16 protein-coding genes are annotated in these 19,515 nt (G+C 66.3%); 4 read left to right on the plus strand and 12 right to left on the minus strand.

Annotation, left to right across the window (positions count from 1 at the left end):
• Positions 1-2: 2 nt before the first annotated feature.
• The 3 genes from QUE25_RS02115 to QUE25_RS02125 all read right to left on the minus strand — a co-directional run bounded on the left by QUE25_RS02115 (position 3) and on the right by QUE25_RS02125 (position 3,877).
• Positions 3-2,222, minus strand: coding sequence for a polyribonucleotide nucleotidyltransferase (locus tag QUE25_RS02115; protein WP_286267120.1), 2,220 nt, complete (start codon positions 2,220-2,222; stop codon positions 3-5).
• Between the two features lie 345 nt (positions 2,223-2,567).
• Entirely contained in the window at positions 2,568-2,831 is a 264-nt protein-coding gene (gene rpsO / locus QUE25_RS02120; RefSeq protein WP_286267121.1) for a 30S ribosomal protein S15, read from the minus strand.
• Between the two features lie 131 nt (positions 2,832-2,962).
• On the minus strand, positions 2,963-3,877 hold the full coding sequence (locus QUE25_RS02125; RefSeq protein WP_286267123.1) for a bifunctional riboflavin kinase/FAD synthetase: 915 nt from the start codon (positions 3,875-3,877) through the stop codon (positions 2,963-2,965).
• Positions 3,878-4,081: 204 nt separating this feature from the next.
• Here QUE25_RS02125 and QUE25_RS02130 point away from each other — a divergent pair, with 204 nt between their 5' ends.
• Positions 4,082-4,681 (plus strand): MarC family protein, encoded by a 600-nt coding sequence (locus QUE25_RS02130; protein ID WP_286267125.1) that lies wholly within the window; start codon positions 4,082-4,084, stop codon positions 4,679-4,681.
• Positions 4,682-4,751: 70 nt separating this feature from the next.
• On the opposite strand, the gene QUE25_RS02135 is transcribed toward QUE25_RS02130, so the two are convergent.
• From QUE25_RS02135 to rimP, 8 genes are all read right to left on the minus strand, one after another.
• Entirely contained in the window at positions 4,752-5,297 is a 546-nt protein-coding gene (locus QUE25_RS02135) for an HdeD family acid-resistance protein (RefSeq protein WP_286267127.1), read from the minus strand.
• 66 nt (positions 5,298-5,363) lie between these two features.
• Entirely contained in the window at positions 5,364-6,236 is an 873-nt protein-coding gene (gene truB / locus QUE25_RS02140; RefSeq protein ID WP_286267129.1) for a tRNA pseudouridine(55) synthase TruB, read from the minus strand.
• Positions 6,237-6,317: 81 nt separating this feature from the next.
• The gene (locus QUE25_RS02145) at positions 6,318-7,517 is read right to left on the minus strand and encodes an ATP-grasp domain-containing protein (RefSeq protein WP_286267132.1); all 1,200 of its coding nucleotides are present in this window, start codon (positions 7,515-7,517) and stop codon (positions 6,318-6,320) included.
• 144 nt (positions 7,518-7,661) lie between these two features.
• Positions 7,662-8,120: a 30S ribosome-binding factor RbfA gene (gene rbfA / locus QUE25_RS02150; RefSeq protein ID WP_286267134.1), complete on the minus strand. Its 459-nt coding sequence runs from the start codon at positions 8,118-8,120 to the stop codon at positions 7,662-7,664.
• Between the two features lie 80 nt (positions 8,121-8,200).
• Positions 8,201-11,122, minus strand: coding sequence for a translation initiation factor IF-2 (gene infB / locus QUE25_RS02155; protein ID WP_286267136.1), 2,922 nt, complete (start codon positions 11,120-11,122; stop codon positions 8,201-8,203).
• 302 nt (positions 11,123-11,424) lie between these two features.
• Positions 11,425-11,730, minus strand: a complete 306-nt coding sequence (locus QUE25_RS02160; protein ID WP_340312717.1) for a YlxR family protein — start codon at positions 11,728-11,730, stop codon at positions 11,425-11,427.
• Positions 11,723-12,700 (minus strand): transcription termination factor NusA, encoded by a 978-nt coding sequence (gene nusA, locus QUE25_RS02165; protein ID WP_286267138.1) that lies wholly within the window; start codon positions 12,698-12,700, stop codon positions 11,723-11,725. Before nusA ends, QUE25_RS02160 begins: the two co-directional genes overlap by 8 nt.
• Before the next feature lie 5 nt (positions 12,701-12,705).
• Positions 12,706-13,197, minus strand: coding sequence for a ribosome maturation factor RimP (gene rimP / locus QUE25_RS02170; protein ID WP_286267140.1), 492 nt, complete (start codon positions 13,195-13,197; stop codon positions 12,706-12,708).
• Between the two features lie 109 nt (positions 13,198-13,306).
• Between rimP and QUE25_RS02175 the strand changes: the two genes are divergently transcribed.
• A complete protein-coding gene (locus QUE25_RS02175) occupies positions 13,307-14,338 on the plus strand; it encodes a DUF4439 domain-containing protein (protein ID WP_286267143.1) in 1,032 nt (343 codons plus the stop codon).
• Between the two features lie 9 nt (positions 14,339-14,347).
• Here the strand turns inward: QUE25_RS02175 and QUE25_RS02180 are convergent, their stop codons facing one another.
• Positions 14,348-16,084, minus strand: coding sequence for a proline--tRNA ligase (locus tag QUE25_RS02180; RefSeq protein ID WP_286267145.1), 1,737 nt, complete (start codon positions 16,082-16,084; stop codon positions 14,348-14,350).
• 117 nt (positions 16,085-16,201) lie between these two features.
• Here QUE25_RS02180 and QUE25_RS02185 point away from each other — a divergent pair, with 117 nt between their 5' ends.
• Both QUE25_RS02185 and QUE25_RS02190 read left to right on the plus strand, forming a co-directional pair.
• Positions 16,202-17,821, plus strand: coding sequence for an ABC transporter ATP-binding protein/permease (locus QUE25_RS02185; RefSeq protein WP_286267146.1), 1,620 nt, complete (start codon positions 16,202-16,204; stop codon positions 17,819-17,821).
• Positions 17,818-19,512 (plus strand): amino acid ABC transporter ATP-binding/permease protein, encoded by a 1,695-nt coding sequence (locus QUE25_RS02190; RefSeq protein ID WP_286267149.1) that lies wholly within the window; start codon positions 17,818-17,820, stop codon positions 19,510-19,512. The genes QUE25_RS02185 and QUE25_RS02190 overlap by 4 nt, the downstream gene beginning before the upstream one ends.
• Positions 19,513-19,515: the final 3 nt, after the last annotated feature.

A 19,515-nucleotide genomic window follows, 5' to 3' on the forward strand; every position in this document is an offset into this window, starting at 1 on the left:
GCTCAGTTCTGCTCGGAGGTCTTCTCCTCGGATTCCTCGATCACCGGGACGAGCGAGAGCTTGCCACGGTCATCGATGTCGCTGATCTCGACCTGGAGCTTCTGGCCGACGCTCACCACGTCCTCCACGTTCTCCACGCGCTGGCCGCCGTTCAGCTGGCGCATCTTCGAGATGTGCAGCAGGCCGTCCTTGCCGGGCAGCAGCGAGACGAACGCGCCGAAGGTGGTCAGCTTGACCACGGTGCCGAGGTAACGCTCGCCCTTCTCCGGCATGGTCGGGTTGGCGATCGCATTGATCATCTGGCGGGCCAGCTCGGCGGCCTCACCGCTGGTGGCACCGATGAAGATGGTGCCGTCCTCCTCGATGGAGATGTTGGCGCCGGTGTCGTCCTGGATCTGGTTGATGACCTTGCCCTTGGGGCCGATGACCTCGCCGATCTTCTCGACCGGGATGTGCACGGTGATGATCCGCGGCGCGTTGACGCTCATCTCGTCGGGTGTGTCAATGGCTTCATTCATCACGCCGAGGATGGTGGTGCGAGCGTCCTTGGCCTGCAGCAGCGCTGCGGCCAGCACGTCCGAAGGAATGCCATCGAGCTTGGTATCGAGCTGCAGCGCAGTGATGAACTCCGACGTACCCGCGACCTTGAAGTCCATATCGCCCAGGGCATCCTCAGCGCCCAGGATGTCGGTCAGCGCCAGGTAGTGAGTCTGACCGGACTCGTCGGTCTCGCTCATCAAGCCCATGGCGATGCCGGCCACCGACGCGCGCAGCGGCACACCGGCATTGAGCAGAGCCAGCGTGGACGCGCAGACCGAGCCCATCGAGGTCGATCCGTTGGAGCCGATGGCCTCGGAAACCTCGCGAATCGCGTAGGGGAACTCCTCGCGGCTCGGCAGCACCGGAACGATGGCCCGCTCGGCAAGTGCGCCGTGGCCGATCTCGCGGCGCTTCGGCGAACCGACGCGGCCGGTCTCACCGGTCGAGTACGGCGGCATGTCGTACTGGTGCATGTAGCGCTTCGAGGTGACAGCGCTCAAGGTGTCAAGCTTCTGCTCCATGTCGAGCATGTTCAAGGTGGTGATGCCCAGCACCTGGGTCTCACCGCGCTGGAACAGCGAGCTGCCGTGGACCCGCGGAATGATGCCGACCTCGCTCGACAAGGGGCGGATGTCCTTGGGGCCACGGCCGTCGATGCGCTTGCCGTCGCGCAGCACACGACCACGGACGATCTTCTTCTGCATCGACTTGAAGGCCGCCGAGATCTCGCCCTCGCGGCCCTCGAACGCCTCGTTGTTGTTCATCTGATCGAGGATCGAATGCTTGAGGTCCTTCTCAGCAGCCTGACGATCGAGCTTGTCGGCGATCTGTTCGATGCGATCGAGCTCTTCCTGGCCCAAGACCAGAACCTGCTCGTAGACGTCGTCCTCGTACTCCTTGAAGACCGGGTAGGGGTAGGTCTCCTTGTCGATCTGCTGGGCCAGCTCGGCCTGAGCGTCGCACAGCACCTTGATGAACGGCTTGGCAGCTTCCAGGCCACCGGCCACCACGTCTTCGGTGGGGGCGGTCTTGCCCGAGCGCACCAGGTTCCAGGTCGCCTCAGTACCGCCGGCCTCGACCATCATGATGGCCACGTCGCCGTCGGCCAGCACTCGTCCGGCGACCACCATCGAGAAGGTAGCGCCCTGCTCCTGCTCGACGGTCGGGAAACAGACCCACTGCTCGTCGATCAACGCGACGCGCACGGCACCGATCGGGCCGTGGAACGGAAGGCCGGCGATCTGGGTGGACATGGATGCGGCATTGATCGCCACCACGTCGTACTCGACCTGCGGGTTGAGTGCCAGCACGGTCACCACGACCTGGACCTCGTTGCGCAGACCCTTGACGAACGCCGGACGCAGCGGCCGATCGATCAGGCGGCAGGCCAGGATCGCGTTCTCGCTGGGACGGCCCTCGCGGCGGAAGAACGAACCGGGGATGCGTCCCACGGCGTACATCTTCTCTTCGACGTCAACGGTCAGCGGGAAGAAGTCAATGGACTCGCGCGGAGATTTCTGCGCAGCGGTGGCCGACAGCAGCATCGTGTCGCCATCCAGGTAGACCGCGGCAGCGCCGTCGGCCTGCTGAGCCAGCACACCGGCCTCGAAACGCACGACATGTTTGCCGAACGTCCCGTTGTCGATGATCGCCTCAGCGAATTTGAGGTTTTCACCCTCCATGAAATTGTGTCCTCTCCTATGTTCAGGCAGACGCTGCCCACGTCGCGCGGGCGCGTCTTCGGTAAGGACGCAAGAAACCACCGGAGGATTCCGGTCTCGACTGCCGGTCTTCGATCGAGGTCATCGGGATCACCCATTCGGCGGCCCGATGACCACTACCGAGGACCAACAATCCCTGGTCTTCTCGCGTCGTGGTGCTGCCCTTCGAGCAGCGGGAATGTGAAGTTTTCTCCAGATTCAATGATGCCGGGATGGGACAAGGAATGCACGTCCGCCGCCGCGCTTGAAGATGACAAAACGGGGAGTCGCCGCTGTGGGCTTCTCCCCGTGTGTCCCGCTACGACGTCACCGGCGAAGGCCGAGACGCGCGATGAGTGCGCGGTAATGGTCGATGTCTTCCTTGGCCACGTAGTTCAGCAGCCGGCGACGCTGACCAACCATCAGCATCAGACCCCGGCGGCTGTGGTGGTCACCCTTGTGAATCTTGAGGTGTTCGGTCAGATGGGCGATGCGGGCAGTCAGCAGCGCAATCTGCACGTCCGGAGAGCCGGTGTCACCAGGATGCGTGGCGTACTCTTCGATAATCTTCTTTTTGGTCTCAGCGTCCATAATCAGCCTCTCCAGCTCGTTGCGCGGTGCCCCCGGTGCAGGTTGCGAGTGGGGGCTCTTGGACATCCGCGGCCGATCTAACGGCAACCTGGCAAGGGTAGCACAGCCGGACCGGCGATCTCGAACCGGGCTCAGTCGATCCCTAGCACCGCCCGGGTGGCGGCTACGTCCTTGTTCATCTGCTCGATCAGCTCATCGATCGAACCAAAACGCACCTGACCACGCAGATGCTCGACGAACTCCACCGCGATGTTGATGCCGTAGAGCTCGAGATCGGTGCGGTCCAACACATAGGATTCGACGCGCCGCTCGACGCCGTCGAAGGTCGGGTTGGTGCCAACGCTGATCGCGGCCGGCATCCGTATTGCCGACGGCTGGTCGAGCCTGCGCAACCAGCCCGCGTAGACGCCATCGGCGGGTGTGGCCAGGTCTGCAGCGACCGGAAGATTCGCGGTCGGGAAGCCGAGCTCGCGGCCGCGCTGATCACCGACCACCACCACCCCGCTCAGCCGGAAGAGTCTGCCCAGATGACGAGCTGCAGCAGCAACGTCGCCGGTCGCCAGTGCCGAACGCACGAACGATGAGCAGGTGCGCTCGGAGTCGATGCTGACCAGATGAATGATGTCGACATCGAAGCGACCCTTGCCGAACTCGCGCATCATTTGGGGGGTACCTGCGGCACGGTTGCCGAAGGTGAAGTTCTCCCCCACCACGACGACCGCGGGGTCGAGCGGTCCCAAGATGGTGTCCACGAACTTCTGCGGTGACCAGGCCGCGACATCACGGGTGAACTGAACGACTCGGACCTCGTCGGCGCCGTAGCGGCGAAGCAGGTCGATGCGGTCCGACAGTGAGGTCAGCAGCAACGGCTGATGACCGGGGGCCACCACGCTCATGGGGTGCGGCCAGAAGGTGACGACGATGACCTGCAGCGGTTCGCGCTCGGTGCCCAGTTCCTGGGCGTGCTCCACGGCCGTGCGCAGCAGCTGTTGGTGCCCCGTATGTACACCATCGAAGTTTCCGATGGCTACCACACTTCGTCGCATACCCGCTCCTGCTCGCACCGATGGTCCGGCGACTGCAGGACCGCGGTCCAGCTTAATGCCTCAATGGGACCGCTTGGACGCATTCCCAGCTGACTGATCGAAGGATCAGCTGCCCAATTCGCAACACGCCGAAGAATCTTGCGTCCATACCGCATCTGACAGCCCGTTTCGCGAGCACACAGCGTCTCGCTAGGCTATCTAGCTGTGGAGCTGATCGTTTCGTCCGCCATGGTCTTCATCTTGATCATGGATCCCTTCGGCAATGTGCCGCTGTTTCTGGCCGCGCTCGCCCATACCGCGCCCGAGCGCCGCAGGCGGGTGATCGTCCGCGAACTGCTGATCGCTTTGGGCATCATGCTGGCTTTCCTTTTCGGCGGTCAGGCCTTCATGAGGGTCTTCCATATCGATGCGCCGGCGTTGACGGTGGCCGGCGGAGTCATCTTGATGCTGATCGCGCTGCGCATGGTCTTCCCGACTCCCGAACGCAATCTGCGCGAGAAAGCGCCCGACGATGAGCCGTTCATCGTCCCGCTGGCGATCCCCTATGTGGCAGGGCCGTCGTTGCTGGCCATGGTGATCGTGCTGGTCTCAGGCAATCCGGATGCGCTGCCGAGTTACCTGGTCGCACTGGTACTGGCCTGGCTGGGCTCGGCTCTGGTGCTCTACTTCAGCCACGGCCTGAACCGGGTGCTCGGCCCCAAGACATTGCTGGCCGTGGAACGGCTGATGGGCATGGTGCTGGTCATCGTGGCCACTCAGATGACACTCGAAGGAGTGGCCGAATTCTTCCAGATCGTCCGCTGACCGACCGGCCGGTGGGTGCCGAACCGCATTCTCGGCTCGGCACCCAACCATCAACCGGTCGATCTGCAAACTACAGTTGGCTACCCACGCGCCGGGCGCCGATCATCAAAGCGATTCCGGCCACGGTGCAGAAGATACCCCAGACGATGGCGAGCCAACCCAGCAGGAACGCCAGCGACAGCGCCGCTTCGGCGGGATTCGCCACGAAGATCGCACCGGCGATGACCAGCAGCACGCCGGAAACCACGACCCACCACTTATGGTTACCGGGCAACGAGAAGCCACCGGCGAAAACGAAGACGCCGTGGACGATCAGCCAAATCCCCAGTACCCAGGTGAGCACGGCGGCCGACATGAACGGATTGAAGACCACGATGATTCCGGCGACAATTCCGAGGATGCCGGAGAAAATCAGCCATCCGCGGCCCTGGACCCCAGCCGATGTGGCGCCCAATGCCAGCTCTCCGATGCCGTCCACCAGCGCATAGATGCCCCAAACGAGGGCGAATGCTGCGACAGTCAGTCCTGGCCAGGTGAGCACGATCGCCCCCAGGACGATGGCGAGCGCCCCCTGCCCGATCAACACCCACGCTGCTTGCTTTCCCAGCAATTCCATTGCAACTCCTTTGATGAGGTGGCGCTCGTCCGCGGTGTTTTTCTGCCGGCGGCTGAACGCTGACACTCAGACAAACACCGCGACCGGTCGGCTGCATTCCCCATCCGGACGATAGAGCGCCAATAATTCCCCCGACGGCCCGATAATACCGGTTACCGCGGCGGGTACCTGGGTGTCCAACGCTCGTCCAAAACCGACATCGCGCGCACCGGCTTCGTCGATCTCGACCACCGGAAAGCTCAGCCTTGTCGCCTCGGCCATGCTCATCAGCGGGGTTTCGGCGGTCAGCGAGTCCAGTGCGACGGCGTCGTCCAGCAGATAGCGTCCGATCCGGGTGCGCCGCAACATCGTCAGATGCCCGCCCACCCCCAGCGCATCGCCGAGATCGCGGGCCAGCGCCCGCACATAGGTGCCCGAGGAACACTCGACCTCGACATCCACATCGAGGTAGCCGGCCACCGGGCGCGCCGCGAGCACTTCGAACCGGCCGACGGTCACCTCACGGGTGGCCAGCTGCACGTTCTCACCGGCGCGTGCCCGGGCGTAGGCACGCTTGCCGTCCACCTTGATCGCCGAAACCGTGCTCGGACGCTGCATGATCGCACCCCGGAAGGCACCCATGGCGACTGCCACCTGAGGCAGCGACAGACTGGATGCGTCTGCTCCCCCGGTCGGTTCCCCCTCAGCATCATCGGTCGTGGTGGACGCGCCCAGCCGGATGGTTGCCGAGTACGCCTTGTCATGCAGAGCCAGATGGCCCAACAGCCTGGTGGCCCGGTTGAGCCCGACGATCAGCACTCCGGTGGCCATCGGGTCCAAGGTGCCCGCGTGGCCGACCTTTCGCGTCCCGAAGACACGGCGGACCCGTCCGACCACCTGATGAGAGGTCCATCCGGTGGGCTTGTCGATGATCAGCAGGCCGGAAGCGGTGGCGTTCACCTTGAACTCATCTCTCCTCTACGGGCAGGACTGCTGTGACGGCGCTCGTGAACCTGCATCGCCTTGCCATTCGGCCGACGCTCATGCCCGGCGCAGGACGTCGTCGATGAATGCGGTCGCCCGGCCGGCATCGGTGGTGCGCAGCAGGTAGTACTCGTTGCCCATCTGCGGAACGAAGAGCTCGAGATTGCGCTGGTGGGCAACGATCGCATCGCCGTAGATCTCGGCCAGCCGATCGGAGCTCAGCTGGTAGTCGCGATGGTCGCGCCGCGATGCATAGACACAGCGCGCGGGGTCCTGCGTGGCCTGCCGGGCCGCCCCGGTGTCGTGACCACTCACCACGTCGGCATAGATCTGATAGACATCGGCGTTGCGCGCGTAGTTGTACATGTCGACCGTCACTCCGCCTGCCGGACGCATGTTCACCTCCAGCGCGACGAAGTCGCCGACCTCACCCAGACCAGGCTTGGCATCCGACAGCCGGAAGAACTCGAGGTGGAACCAGCGGTTGCGCACCCCGAAAGCCTTCAGCACGCGCTGTCCGAGTTCCCGCAGTCTGTCCGGCATCTCGTCGAGCACCTGATAGGCCAGGTCGAGGTCGTTCAGCACGATGTCCATGATGGACGGCGGCCACAGCGTCGCGGCCTCGAAGACCGGCACCGAGTCGTGGTCGACGATACCGTCGTAGCTGATGATGTCGCCGGTGACGAACTCCTCCATCACCATCGGCCCATCGGCCGGCTCGGAACAGAAACCGGCCAGCTCGGCGTCATCGCGCAGCTGGTAGGTGTGGGTCGCACCCATTCCGAATTCGGGTTTCACGATGACCGGGTAGCCGACCTGGGCAACGAACTCCTGCGCCGCCTCCAGGGTCGTGATCCTGATCTGTCTGGCCGTGGGAACCCCGGCACGCAGATAGACCTGCTTCATGTCGACCTTGGAGCGGATCTCATTGACCTTCTCGGCCCGGCGTCCGGTGTGGATATTGAAGTCGGTGCGCAGCCTGGCGTCGAGTTGCAGCCAGTACTCGTTGTTCGACTCCACCCAGTCGACACGACCATGGCGGGCGATCAGATGCGCCATCGCCCGATAGACCCGGTTGTAGTCCTCCAGGGAATCCACCCGGTAGTACTCGGTCAGCGCCGCCGTCAGCCCGTTCGGGAGTTCGTCGTAGGGCGCGTCGCCGATCGCCAACACGGTGACCCCGGAGGCGGCCAGCCGCTCGCAGAAATAAACGTTCGTCGGCGGATATGCGGGGGAAATGTAGACGAAGGTGGTCATCGGATCCCTTCTCAGCTCGGTGGGGGTGAGGTCGTGTCTCATCAAGTCAAGAGGTTCCGCAGCGGAGCATCGTCGCGCTGCGGAACCTCCTGCGGCCTTCTCCCGGCCAGAACCGGGCATCGGGCGGGGCCTACGCCAGGGGTATTACTCGTCGGCAGGTTCTACCGGCTTCTTGTAGGGGTCGGCCTCGCCGGCGAATGCGGAGCCCTCGCGCTCCTTGGCCAGCTCGGCGTCGGCCGCCTGCACGCGGGCGAGCAGGTCTTCCATCTCCTGGGCGGTCTTCTCGCTGGCGTCCGGGACGAAGGTCAGTGTGGGAGTGAACTTCAGCCCGAGTTGCTGCCCGATGGTGGTGCGCAGCAGGCCCTTGGCCGATTCCAGCGCGGTCGCGGTGTCGCTCACCCCGCCTGCGGCATCGGCCTCGCGGCCGTCCAGCGAACGCCCGAGATCGGTGTAGAAGACGGTCGCCTCGCGGCCATCGCCGGTGAGCCGCACATCGGTGATGGTGACGAATCCGAGTCGCGGATCCTTGACACGGCGCCCCAGCATCTCGGCGATGATCCGCTGGATTTGATCCTCAAGCTTGGCGATTCGTGGATTTGCCATTTTCCCTCCCGATAAGATGATGCGGATTGCGGGCGGAAGACGCTATGTCTTCCGCCCGCAACCGTTAGTGATTCAGTGGATCAGTCGCGAGCCTTCTCGATCATCTCGTAGGTCTCGATAACGTCGCCGATCTGAATATCAGAGTAGTTGGCCAATGTCAGACCGCATTCGAAGCCCTCGCGGACCTCGGTGACATCGTCCTTCTCCCGGCGCAGCGAGGCGATCGAGGTTTCGGCGACCACCACACCATCGCGCAGCAGGCGCGCCTTGGCATTGCGCCTGATGTGACCGTCGGTGACCATACAACCGGCGATGTTGCCGAACTTGGAGCTGCGGAAGATCTCCCGGATCTCCGCGGTGCCCTGAGTCTTCTCCTCGTAGATCGGCTTGAGCATGCCCTTGAGGGCAGCCTCGATTTCGTCGATCGCGTCGTAGATGACCGAGTAGTACCGGATATCGACGTTCTCCTGATCGGCCAGGCGGGCTGCCTGCACGGTCGGGCGGACGTTGAAACCGATGATGACCGCGTGCGGGGTGGACGCAGCCGCCAGCGACACGTTGGTCTCGGTGATGGCACCGACACCACGGTCGATGACGCGCAGGCCGACCTCGTCGGACACCTCGATCTTCGACAGGGCATCTTCCAGGGCTTCGACCGAACCTGCGCCGTCGCCCTTCAGGATCAGGGTCAGCTCGCTCGTCTCGCCCTTTTCGAGCTGCTCGAACAGCTCTTCCAGGGTCTTGCGGCGCGAGGACTGAGCCTGCAGCGCGGCACGACGGTTGGCGTCCCGCTTCGCGGCGATCTGGCGAGCCATCCGGTCGTCCTCGACGACCAGGAAGTTGTCGCCGGCTCCCGGCACGCTGGTCAGGCCGAGCACCTGAACCGGCATGGACGGCGGAGCCTCGTCGATCGTGTCACCACGGTCGTTGATCATCGCGCGAACGCGGCCGTGAGCCGCACCCGCCACGATCGAGTCGCCCCGGTGCAGCGTGCCGCGCTGAATGAGCACGGTGGCCACCGGGCCACGGCCCTGATCGAGGTGGGCCTCGATCGCCACGCCCTGGGCGTCCATGGTCGGATTGGCGCGCAGATCAAGAGCTGCGTCGGCGGTCAGGATGATCGCCTCCAGCAGATTGTCCAGGCCGACCCGGGTGACCGCGGAGACATCCACGAACATGGTCTGGCCGCCGTATTCCTCAGGCACCAGGCCGAACTCCATGAGCTGACCTCGCACCTTCGCCGGATCGGCGCCGGGCTTGTCGATCTTGTTGACCGCGACCACGATCGGCACATCGGCTGCCGTGGCATGGTTGAGGGCCTCAATCGTCTGCGGCATCACGCCGTCATCGGCCGCCACCACCAGAACGGCGATGTCGGTCGACTTGGCGCCACGCGCACGCATCGCGGTGAAGGCCTCATGGCCGGGGGTATCGATGAAGGTGATGGCACGTTCCTCGCCGTCCACCTCGGTCTCGATCTGGTAGGCACCGATCGACTGGGTGATACCACCGGCCTCTTTACCCTGCACATTGGTGTCGCGCAGCGCATCCAGCAGCTTCGTCTTGCCATGGTCGACGTGACCCATGACGGTGACGACCGGCGGACGGGCCTCGAGATCGTGCTCGCCGCCTTCATTCTCACCGAACTCGAGGTCGAAGCTTTCGAGCAGCTCGCGGTCTTCGTCCTCGGGGCTGACGACCTGAATCTTGTAGTTCAACTCCGCGCCGAGGATCTCCAGCGTCTCGTCGGGAACCGACTGAGTCGCGGTGATCATCTCGCCGAGGTTGAACAGCACCTGCACGAGCTGCGCCGGCTCGGCGTTGATCTTCTCGGCAAGATCGGTCAGCGATGAACCACGGCGAAGACGGACGATCTGGCCGTCCCCACCACGGATGCGCACGCCACCGATCGACGGCGCCTGCATCTCATCGAACTCTTGACGACGCTGCTTCTTCGACTTGCGGCCCCGCCGATTGGATCCGGCGCGCCCGAAGGCACCCTGGGTTCCGCCGCGGCCACCGCGGCCACCACGGCCACCGGGGCCTCCGGCCATGCCGCCGCCGGGTGCGCCGCCCATCGAGGGGCCGCCGCGACCACGGCTCGGACCACCGGGGCGTCCACCCCGGCCACCACCGCCACCGCCGGCGCCCTGCTGGGTGCCGAGCGAGGGGTTGGCGTGCTTGGGCATCATCGCGGGATTCGGACGCGGCATCCGGTCGCCGCCGCCGGGACGCGGCGGACGGCCCTCACCCGAACGGGGAGCGCCACCATCGCGGCTACCGGTACGCGGCTGGGAGGGACGACGGGCCTGGCCCATCCCCTGCGACGACGAGAACGGGTTGTTGCCCGGACGCGGAGCTCCCGGACGACGCACGTTCGCCGGTGTCGGACCCGGACGTGGACCCGAAGCGGCCTTACCGGAGCCGGTACCACCGGGAGCCGGAGTCCGGCGCGGTCCCGGAGTCGGACGGGGACCGCCCTGGGATTGCGGCGATGCGGGGCGCGACTGCGGCTGGCTACTGACACCGGGCTTGGGATGCGGCCGCTGCTGAGCGGGCTTGCTCTGGGACGCCTGTCCACCTTGGCCGTTGCCATTGCTCTGCCGCGGACCAGGCGCTGCGTGCTGGCCGGGCGTCGGACGTGGACCGGGAACGGCGCGCGGACCGGGTACCGGGTGCGGGCCCGGCGTCGCGCGCGGACCGACCTTGGCACCGGCCGCGGCCTGCGGCGCGTCGGGCTGTGGAGTCTGGGGTGTGGCGGATGTCTTCGGCTTGGGTGCCGGCGCGCCACTCTTCTTGGGTGCGGGGGCATGATCGACAGCCCCCGACTTCGCGTCCTTATGAACGCCCTTCACCTTCTCGGTCACTCTGCGAACCACGGGTGCCTCGATCGTCGAGGACGCCGAACGGACGAATTCGCCCATCTCGTTCAGAGTGCTGAGAAGCTCCTTACTTTCCAAACCGAGCTCTTTAGCAAGCTCGTAGACACGGACCTTGGCCACTGATCTCCTTCGTGGTCCAGGCCCCGGGCCAGAACCACCTAGTTGTTTTCGGTGCTCATTGGTGAGTACTCATCGAGTCGTCATGAGCTGTCGCCCACCTTCTGGCTCTGCGTGATCACCGCGATACCCGGCCCCAGCCGCGCCTGACCGCGCCATGGGGCGCCATCATTGACGGGAGCTTTGCCGAGTTCTTCGGAACCTTCCCCGAAGACACGCGCTAGCCAGTGTATCGCGCTTGATCCCCGGATGCCCAACCACGAGACGCCAACCGTCTCGTTGTGTTGCCAGGGTCGTTGCCGGCTTCAGTCGGGCAGGGCTTCATCCGAGTCGTGACAGGCTTGGTCGGGCGAGGACGAAGCGGGCCAGTCCGCGAGCACGGCATCGTCGACTTTGCGACGGAAACTACGCGCGAAAGCGCCCCTGCGGCGGGCCGTGTCAGCACAGTGCGGGTCGGCGTGCAGCCACGCTCCCCGACCGGGCGCGTGCCCGGACGCGTCGACCCGCAGGACCGACCCGTCCAGGACGAATCGGGTCATGCCCGCCGGATCGCAGCTCTCGCGGCAGCCCACGCAGGTGCGCGCCGGCCGCCGCGATGCCCGATCAGGCACCCTCAACGGCTGTGTCGGGCTGGATGTCGATGCGCCATCCGGTCAGCCGGGCGGCGAGCCGAGCATTCTGGCCCTCGCGTCCGATGGCGAGGCTGAGCTGATAGTCGGGGACGATGACCCGGGCGGCCCGCGCGGCCGGGTCGAGCACGATCACCTGGTTAACCTTGGCCGGGCTGAGCGCGTTCGCGACGAACTTGGCCGGGTCGGCATCCCAGTCGACGATGTCGATCTTCTCCTCGTTGAGCTCGTGCATGACCGCGCGCACCCGCTGCCCCATCGGGCCGATGCAGGCGCCCTTCGCGTTGACCTCCGGATTGTTCGAATGCACCGCGATCTTGCTGCGGTGACCGGCCTCGCGGGCGATCTCCTTGATCTCGACGATGCCCTGCTCGATCTCGGGCACCTCCAGCGCGAAGAGCTTCTTCACCAGATTCGGATGGGTGCGGCTGACGATCACCTGCGGGCCGCGCAGTTCTTTGCGGACACTGACCACGTAGACGCGCATGCGCTTGCCGTGGGTGTATTCCTCGCCGGGAGCCTGCTCGGCCAGCGGCATGATCGCCTCGATCTGTCCGAGATCGACCCGCACCGAGCGGGTGTCGCGATCCTGCTGGATGACACCGGTCAGAATGTCACCCTCGGACGCGGCGAAGCGCCCGTACTTCTGTTCGTCCTCATGTTCACGCAGCCGTTGGAAGATCACCTGCCGGGCGGTGGCGGCGGCGACCCTGCCGAAGTCGGCCGGCGTGTCGTCGTACTCGCCGACCTGTTCACCGTCCTCGTTGAGATCAGGCACCATCACGGCGACGGTTCCGAGCTTGCGGTCGAGCACGACCCGAGCCCCCGGCTTGGCGCCGTCCGTCTTCAGGTACGCGTTCAGCAAGGCATCCTCGAGCGCCTTCAGTAGGTACTCGAGCGGGATCTCCTTGTCCCGTTCAATCGCCCGCAAAGCCGACAGATCGATATCCATCCCGTTCACTCCCCCGCTTCGTCGTGGTCATCGGTCAGGCGGCGGTTCATCTCCACCTGGATCACGGCCTTGGAAATCTGATCGAACCCGATCGTGCGCTCCTCACCGTCGACATCGACGGTGACGGACCGCTCATCGGCGGCGCTGATGCGCCCGGTCAGCGAGGTCCCGTCGGCAAGGGTCAGCGTGACCAGACGGGTCAGATTGCGGCGATAGTGCGCCGGCTTGGTGAGCGGCCGCGAGACTCCGCGGGTGCTGACCTCAAGGGTGTAGGGGGCGTCGCCGAGCGCATCGGTGTCGTCCAATGCCTGGGAAATCGCTCTGGTCGCGTCTGCGATCTGATCGAGGTCCGGCCCGGTTCCCGACGGTCCGTCTCCGTCCACTGTGACGCGGACGACCCGCCGCTTTCCCGCGGCCTGAACCTCGAGGTCATCGAGTTCGAGTTGGTGACCAGCGAGCACAGCCGCCAACTCCTCTTCGAGCCCGGTGTGCTTCATGGACGATCCTTTTGTGAGTTGAGCCAGTTGTTGGTCAGCATGACGCTGATCTGCCAGTCTAGGCCATCGTCTCGCGACCTGCACGCCGAGAGCACGCTAGGGTGACCCCATGATCCCCCCTGACCACCATCGCGGCTTGCGGCGGCGCGAGTTCATGCGGTTAGCCCTTGCCGGTTCGGCCGCGGTCACGCTGGCCGCGTGCGCCCCCAACCCGCTGATCACCGCCGATCAGAGTCCCAAGCCTCAGCCGACCTTGGACGACGCCCGGCGGCAGACGGCGCAGAGCGCTGCCGACCTTGCTGCCCTGGCAACGGCGTGTGCTGGGCTGGAGGACGCCGACGAGGCCTTCGCGGCTTGGTGCACCGCGCTGGCCGCGCAGCATCAGGCGCATCTGAGCGTGCTGTGCCAGGCCGATCCGCTGGGTGGGGTACTGGCGGATCCGACTCCTATTGAGCAGATCACGGCAGCCACGCCGGCAGTGCCGGCCGCGCAGGCCGAGGCCATGCAGGTGCTGGCGCAACGCCACGCCGAGTTGGCCGAGCTGACTTCGTCGGTGGCGGCCACCCAGAGCGGTGGATCCGATGCCGACCAGACTGCCGGCATGGCGCTGCTGTGGATCTCGCAGTGGCTCTGTGCGCAAGTGGCTGCCACAGCGTTCGGCTCCGGAGATGCCGCGGCGTTGAGTCCCGCCCCGGTGCAGGGCGAGGCGGTGCCCGCCCGCACCGAGATGGGAGACGCTGCGCAGGCCCGGCAGGTCGTGCTGAGCCATCAACGGGCGTTGGTCTTCGGGCTGCAGGCGCTCTACGGACGCGCCGACTACACCCAGCCGATCGACGGCCAGCTGGCAGCGCGGCTCAGCGAGGCGATGCGCGAACGCGACGCCACCGCCGCCGCCATTACCGCCGGCGGAGCGACACCCGAACCGCAGCCGCCCGAGTACGCGATGCCCGGAGACGTCACTGACCCCAGTCAGACGGCCCAGATCTGGGGCGCCCTGGAGTTGGCCGTGATGAACGCGTGGGCCCGGCTGGCCGCCGTCGACGCGGCCGGTCGTGCCGACGCCAGCCAGCAGGCGCTCACCCAGGCCGGACGAGCCCGCGATCTGGGAACCGCGCTGCCCTTCTGGCCCGGCTGGGTGTGAGTCGGGACCTCAGATCTCGATCTCGGTGAGAACCTCCGGCAGCGCGTCCGCGAGGGGAACGAGCCGTGCCCGGCCCGACCTGCGATCGCGGATCTCGACGTTGCCCTGGGCCAGTGCCCGCCCGACCACAACGCAGGTGGGAGTGCCCAGGATTTCGGAGTCCTTGAACTTCACGCCAGGTGACGCCTTGCGGTCGTCCAGCAGCACGCTGACCCCCGACGCATCCAGATCGGCGGCCAGCTTCTCGGCTGCCTCGGCGATCTCGTCACCCTTGCCGGTGGCCACCACCATCACGTCGAACGGGGCCAGCGAACGCGGCCAGCACAGTCCCTTGTCATCGCAGGTGGCCTCGGCTACCACGGCGACAGCACGAGACACGCCGATGCCGTAGGAGCCCATCGTGACGGTCTGCAGCTTGCCGTCGGCGTCCAGCACCTTCAGCCCGAGAGCCTCGGCATACTTGGTGCCCAACTCGAAGATGTGGCCCATCTCGATGCCGCGGGCCAGGCTCAACGGACCTGATCCGTCCGGCGCCTGGTCGCCATCGCGCAGCACGGCGACATCCAGGTGGCCGTCGATCTGGAAATCGCGTCCGGCCACCAGGTTGATCACGTGGTATCCCGCGGTGTCGGCGCCGGTCAGCCAGGCCGTCCCGGGCACGACCTCGGGATCCAGCAGGTAGCGCACGCCGGCAGCCTTCAGGCCCGCCGGTCCGATGTAACCCTTGGCCAGCTGCGGGAACTTCTCGAAGTCCTCCTCGCTGAACGCCTCCACCTCGGCCGGCGACACGGCCGCCGCCAGGCGCGTGTCATCGACCTCGCGATCGCCGGGCAGACCGATGGCCAGCGGCTCGACCGTGCCGTCGGGCTGGCGCAGGTTGAAGATCACATTCTTCAGCGTGTCGTGCGCCACCCACTGACGATCGGCCCGCGGGAACAGCGCATTGGCCTGGGCCACGAGCGTGTCGATGGTCGGCGAATCGGGGGTGGCATGCTTCTGCGCGGCGGGCACATCCGAGGCGTCCACCTCAGCGGCCAACGGACGCTGCACGGCCTCGACGTTGGCCGCGTAGCCGCCGGGCGAACGAACGAAGGTGTCCTCCCCGTTGGGCGAGACCGCCAGGAACTCCTCCGATGCCGAACCGCCCATCGCGCCGGAATTGGCCTGCACGATCACATAGTCGAAGCCCAGCCGGTCGAAGACCCGGATGTAGGCCGCGCGGTGCGCCTGGTACGAGGCGTCCAGTCCGGCCTTGTCGATGTCGAACGAATAGGAGTCCTTCATCACGAACTCGCGGCCACGCAGAATGCCCGCCCGCGGGCGCGCCTCGTCCCGGTACTTGATCTGGATCTGATACAGCGTCAGCGGCAGCTCCTTGTAGGAGCTGCACTGGTCCTTCGCCATCAGGGTGAACATCTCTTCATGGGTGGGCCCGAGCAGCATGTCGGAGCCTTTGCGGTCGACCAGCCGGAACAAGGTGTCGCCGTACTCGGTCCAGCGGTTGGTCGCCTTGTAGGGCTCGGCGGGCAGCAACGCCGGGAAGAGGACTTCCTGGGCGCCGATCGCGTTCATCTCTTCGCGGACGATCTCTTCGACCCGGTGCAGCACCCGCAGTCCCAGCGGCAGCCAGGAGTAGATGCCCGGCGCCACGCGGCGGATGTATCCGGCGCGCACCAGCCAGCGGTGGCTTGGCACTTCGGCGTCGGCCGGATCCTCACGCAGGGTCCGCACGAAAAGGTGGCTCATTCGGGTGATCACAGGTGCTCCTCACATACTTGCCCGAACAAGGGTATCCGACGCGCCGGGCCGTCTGATGACCAGCGACCACGGGTGCAGAGGTTTCGGCCACAATGGGGTTCCAATATGAATGCGCAACCATCTGTGGCAACCCCGGCGGGCAAGCGGGCCATCAGCATCCAGATCGTCTTGGCGATCGTCGGCAGCCAGGCGCTGGCCTGGTTCCTGATCATCGTCGCACGGCTGGCCGCGAACGTGTTCGGCTCGTCCTCGCTGCCCGTGGGGCAGATCTGGGCGGCGGCTGTGCTGATCGTGGTGGCCGGCGCGGCCCAGGCAGCCAGCGACATCGTCCAGGGTCGTAGCGCGGCGGAGGCCGAGGCCGGGCTGCATCGCCGCGTCCTGCAGCACGCGTTCGATCTGGGTCCGGCGATGTTCACCGGACGCCAGACCGGTGCGATCACCGCGATGCTCACCGATCAGACCGAGCGCGTCGCCGGATACCGGCAGACCTTCATCGGCCCGATGATCGGGGCGATGGTGAGCCCTGTGCTGATCCTGGTGAGCGTGGCGATCGCCATCGATCCGATCGCGGCTGCGGTGCTGTTGATCAGCGTGCCGTTCATCCCGCTGGCGGTGGGTGGCTTTCAGCGGGCCTTCCGCAAGGTGTCGGCTGCCTCGCGTCAGGCCCGCGGCAAGCTCGCCAACCAGTTCCTCGAGGCCATCCAAGGACTGACGACGCTGGTGCTGCTGGGCGCGGCCGGGCGGGTGGGCGATCAGCTCGCCGACACCGGTGAGGAGAACCGGAAGGCGACCATGGCGCTGCTGGCCCGCAATCAGCTGATCCTGCTGGTCACCGACGCGGCCTTCTCGCTTTTCATGCTGACCGCGGCCGCCCTGGTGGCCTGGTGGCGGCTCGACGTGGGCGCCATCAACGCTGCGCAAGCCCTCGGGCTCGTACTGGTCTCCGCTCTGCTGTGCGCCCCCATGGAGCAGATCGGCAGCTTCTTCTACGTCGGCATGGCCGGGATGGCCGCCCAGCGCCAGATCCGGGCCTTTCTCGGACGAGACACCCCCAGTCAGGTCCAGGTAGCGGGATCCGGCAGCGATCTGGCCGTCGAGCTGAGGCAGGCGGGCTTCGGCTATGCCCCCGACCGTCCCGTCTTCAGCGGACTCGACCTGCGGGTTCCGCCGCGTTCCACGACGGTGATCGTGGGGCCCTCCGGATCAGGCAAGTCGACGCTGATGTCGATGCTCGCCGGCGACCTGCTGCCCGATGCCGGGCAGTGCTACGTGGGCGGTATCGCGCTGACGGCAGCCAGCCGCGATCAGGTGCGCGCCGCCTCGGCGATGGTCCGTCAGCGCAGCTGGCTGTTCTACGGGACGCTGGCCGAGAATCTGCGGATCGCCAGGCCGCAGGCCACCGACGACGAACTGCACCAGGCGTTGACCAAGGTCGCCCTGGACGACTGGGTCGGCTCGTTGCCCGACGGCTTGGACACCCAGGTGGGCGAGCACGGGCTCGCAGTCTCGGGGGGTCAGGCCCAGCGCATCGCCTTGGCCCGCGCGATGCTGTCGGGACGCGACCTGTTGCTGCTGGATGAACCGACCTCGCAGGTCGATCAGGAATCCGAGCGCGTCATCCTGGACGCCATCGACGAGATCGCCGGCCGGCACACCATCGTCATGGTTTCCCATCGGCTGACCGCAACCGAGCGTGCCGACCAGATCCTGGAGCTGAACCGATGACCACCACCAAGCAGCTGCGGCGCTGGCTGATCTCGGTCGCCCGTCCCGTCCTCAAACCCCTCGGCGCGTCCATCGTCTTCCGGCATGTCGATCAGCTCGCCGGGCTGGCGCTGCTGGCGATCAGCGCGGGAGCCGTCACCAAGGTCGCCGGCAACGCGCTCGGGGCCCCGGCATCCGAGACGGCCTGGCTGCCGAACACGGCCGCGATGCTCGCCGTCGTGCTCGTCACGGTCTCGTTGGTCAAGGGCCTGGCTCGCTACCTGGAGCATTTCTTCGGGCACCTGGTCGCCTTCAAGGCCCTCGAGCTGTTGCGGGTGCGGCTCTATCAGGCGCTCGTCCCGCAGACCCCGGCGCTGATGCAGCGCTCCACCTCGGGTGACCTGCTGGTGCGGGCCACCAAGGACATCGACCGGATCGAGGTCTTCTTTGCGCACACCTTCCCACCGGCGGTCACCGCGGTGACCGTGCCGGTGATCGGGGTGCTCGCCATCGGCGGCATCGCCTCCTGGCCGGTGGCGCTGGTGGCGGCGGCCGGGCTGGTGGTAAGCCTCGCGACCGCATGGCTGGGTTCGGGCGCGAACCTGGCGGTCTCGCATCGGGTGGCCGGGTTGCGAGGGCGGATCAGCCAGCACGTCACCGATTCGGTGCAGGGCATGGCCGAGGTCACCGGCTACGGGCACGTCACCCGGCGCTTGGACGAGTTGGTCGGCCTGGACGCCCAGGTCGCCGCCGCCCAGCGCAGCCGCAGCCGCTTCCAGGCGGCCCGGAACGGGCTGCAGGTCATCGCGATGGGTGCCACCACCCTGGTCGCAACAATCGTGGCCGTCGGCCAGGGGTTGGGGCTGGTGCCCACCGCCGTGACGATCGCCCTGATCTGGCGGTTGTTCGATTCGACCGCCGCGGTTAAAGACTTCATGTCGAGCCTGGACGTGTCGATGGCCGCCGCCGAGCGGGTCCACCGAATCGTTACCGTGGCGCCGCTCATCACCGATCCCGAATCGTCGGCGCAGCTGCCCGACGGTCCCCTTGCCGTGGCCTGGAACCAGGTCAGCTACAGCTATCCGTCCGAAGGCATCGCCCGCGAACCAGCGGTCAAGGACGTGACGATCGACGTGCCCGCCGGAACGCACTGCTGCCTGATCGGCCACTCGGGTTGCGGCAAGTCGACGCTGCTGCAACTCGCTTTGCGCTTCGACGATCCGCAGTCGGGGCGGGTGCTGGTCGGCGGCGTCGATGTGCGCCGGCTCGAGGCGGCTCAGTTGCGCTCACGGGTCGCTCTGGTCAGTCAATCGCCCTTCCTTTTCCACGGTTCGATCGCCGACAACCTGCGGGTGGCCAGCCCGGACGCCACCGACGACCAACTCCACGAGGTGTTGCGCATCGCCCAGCTCGACGAGGAGGTCGAGGCCATGCCAGGAGGTCTGGGTGCCCCGATCGGCGAGCAGGGCCAGCGGCTGTCGGGAGGCCAGCAGCAGCGGCTCGCGCTTGCCCGGGCACTGCTCACCCCTGCCGATGTCTTCTTGCTCGACGAGTTCACCTCGCATCTGAATCGCGACCTCGCCGATCGGGTGCGGGAGGGGCTGCGCGCTGCGCGTCCGAGGGTCACGATCATCGAATCGACGCATCTGCTGGACGCGGTGCGAGCCGATCAGGTCGTCCGCTTGGATGCCGGCCGGCTCGTCTCTGCCTGATCG

Source organism: Brooklawnia propionicigenes (assembly GCF_030297015.1).
GTDB classification, from domain to species: Bacteria; Actinomycetota; Actinomycetes; order Propionibacteriales; family Propionibacteriaceae; genus Brooklawnia; species Brooklawnia propionicigenes.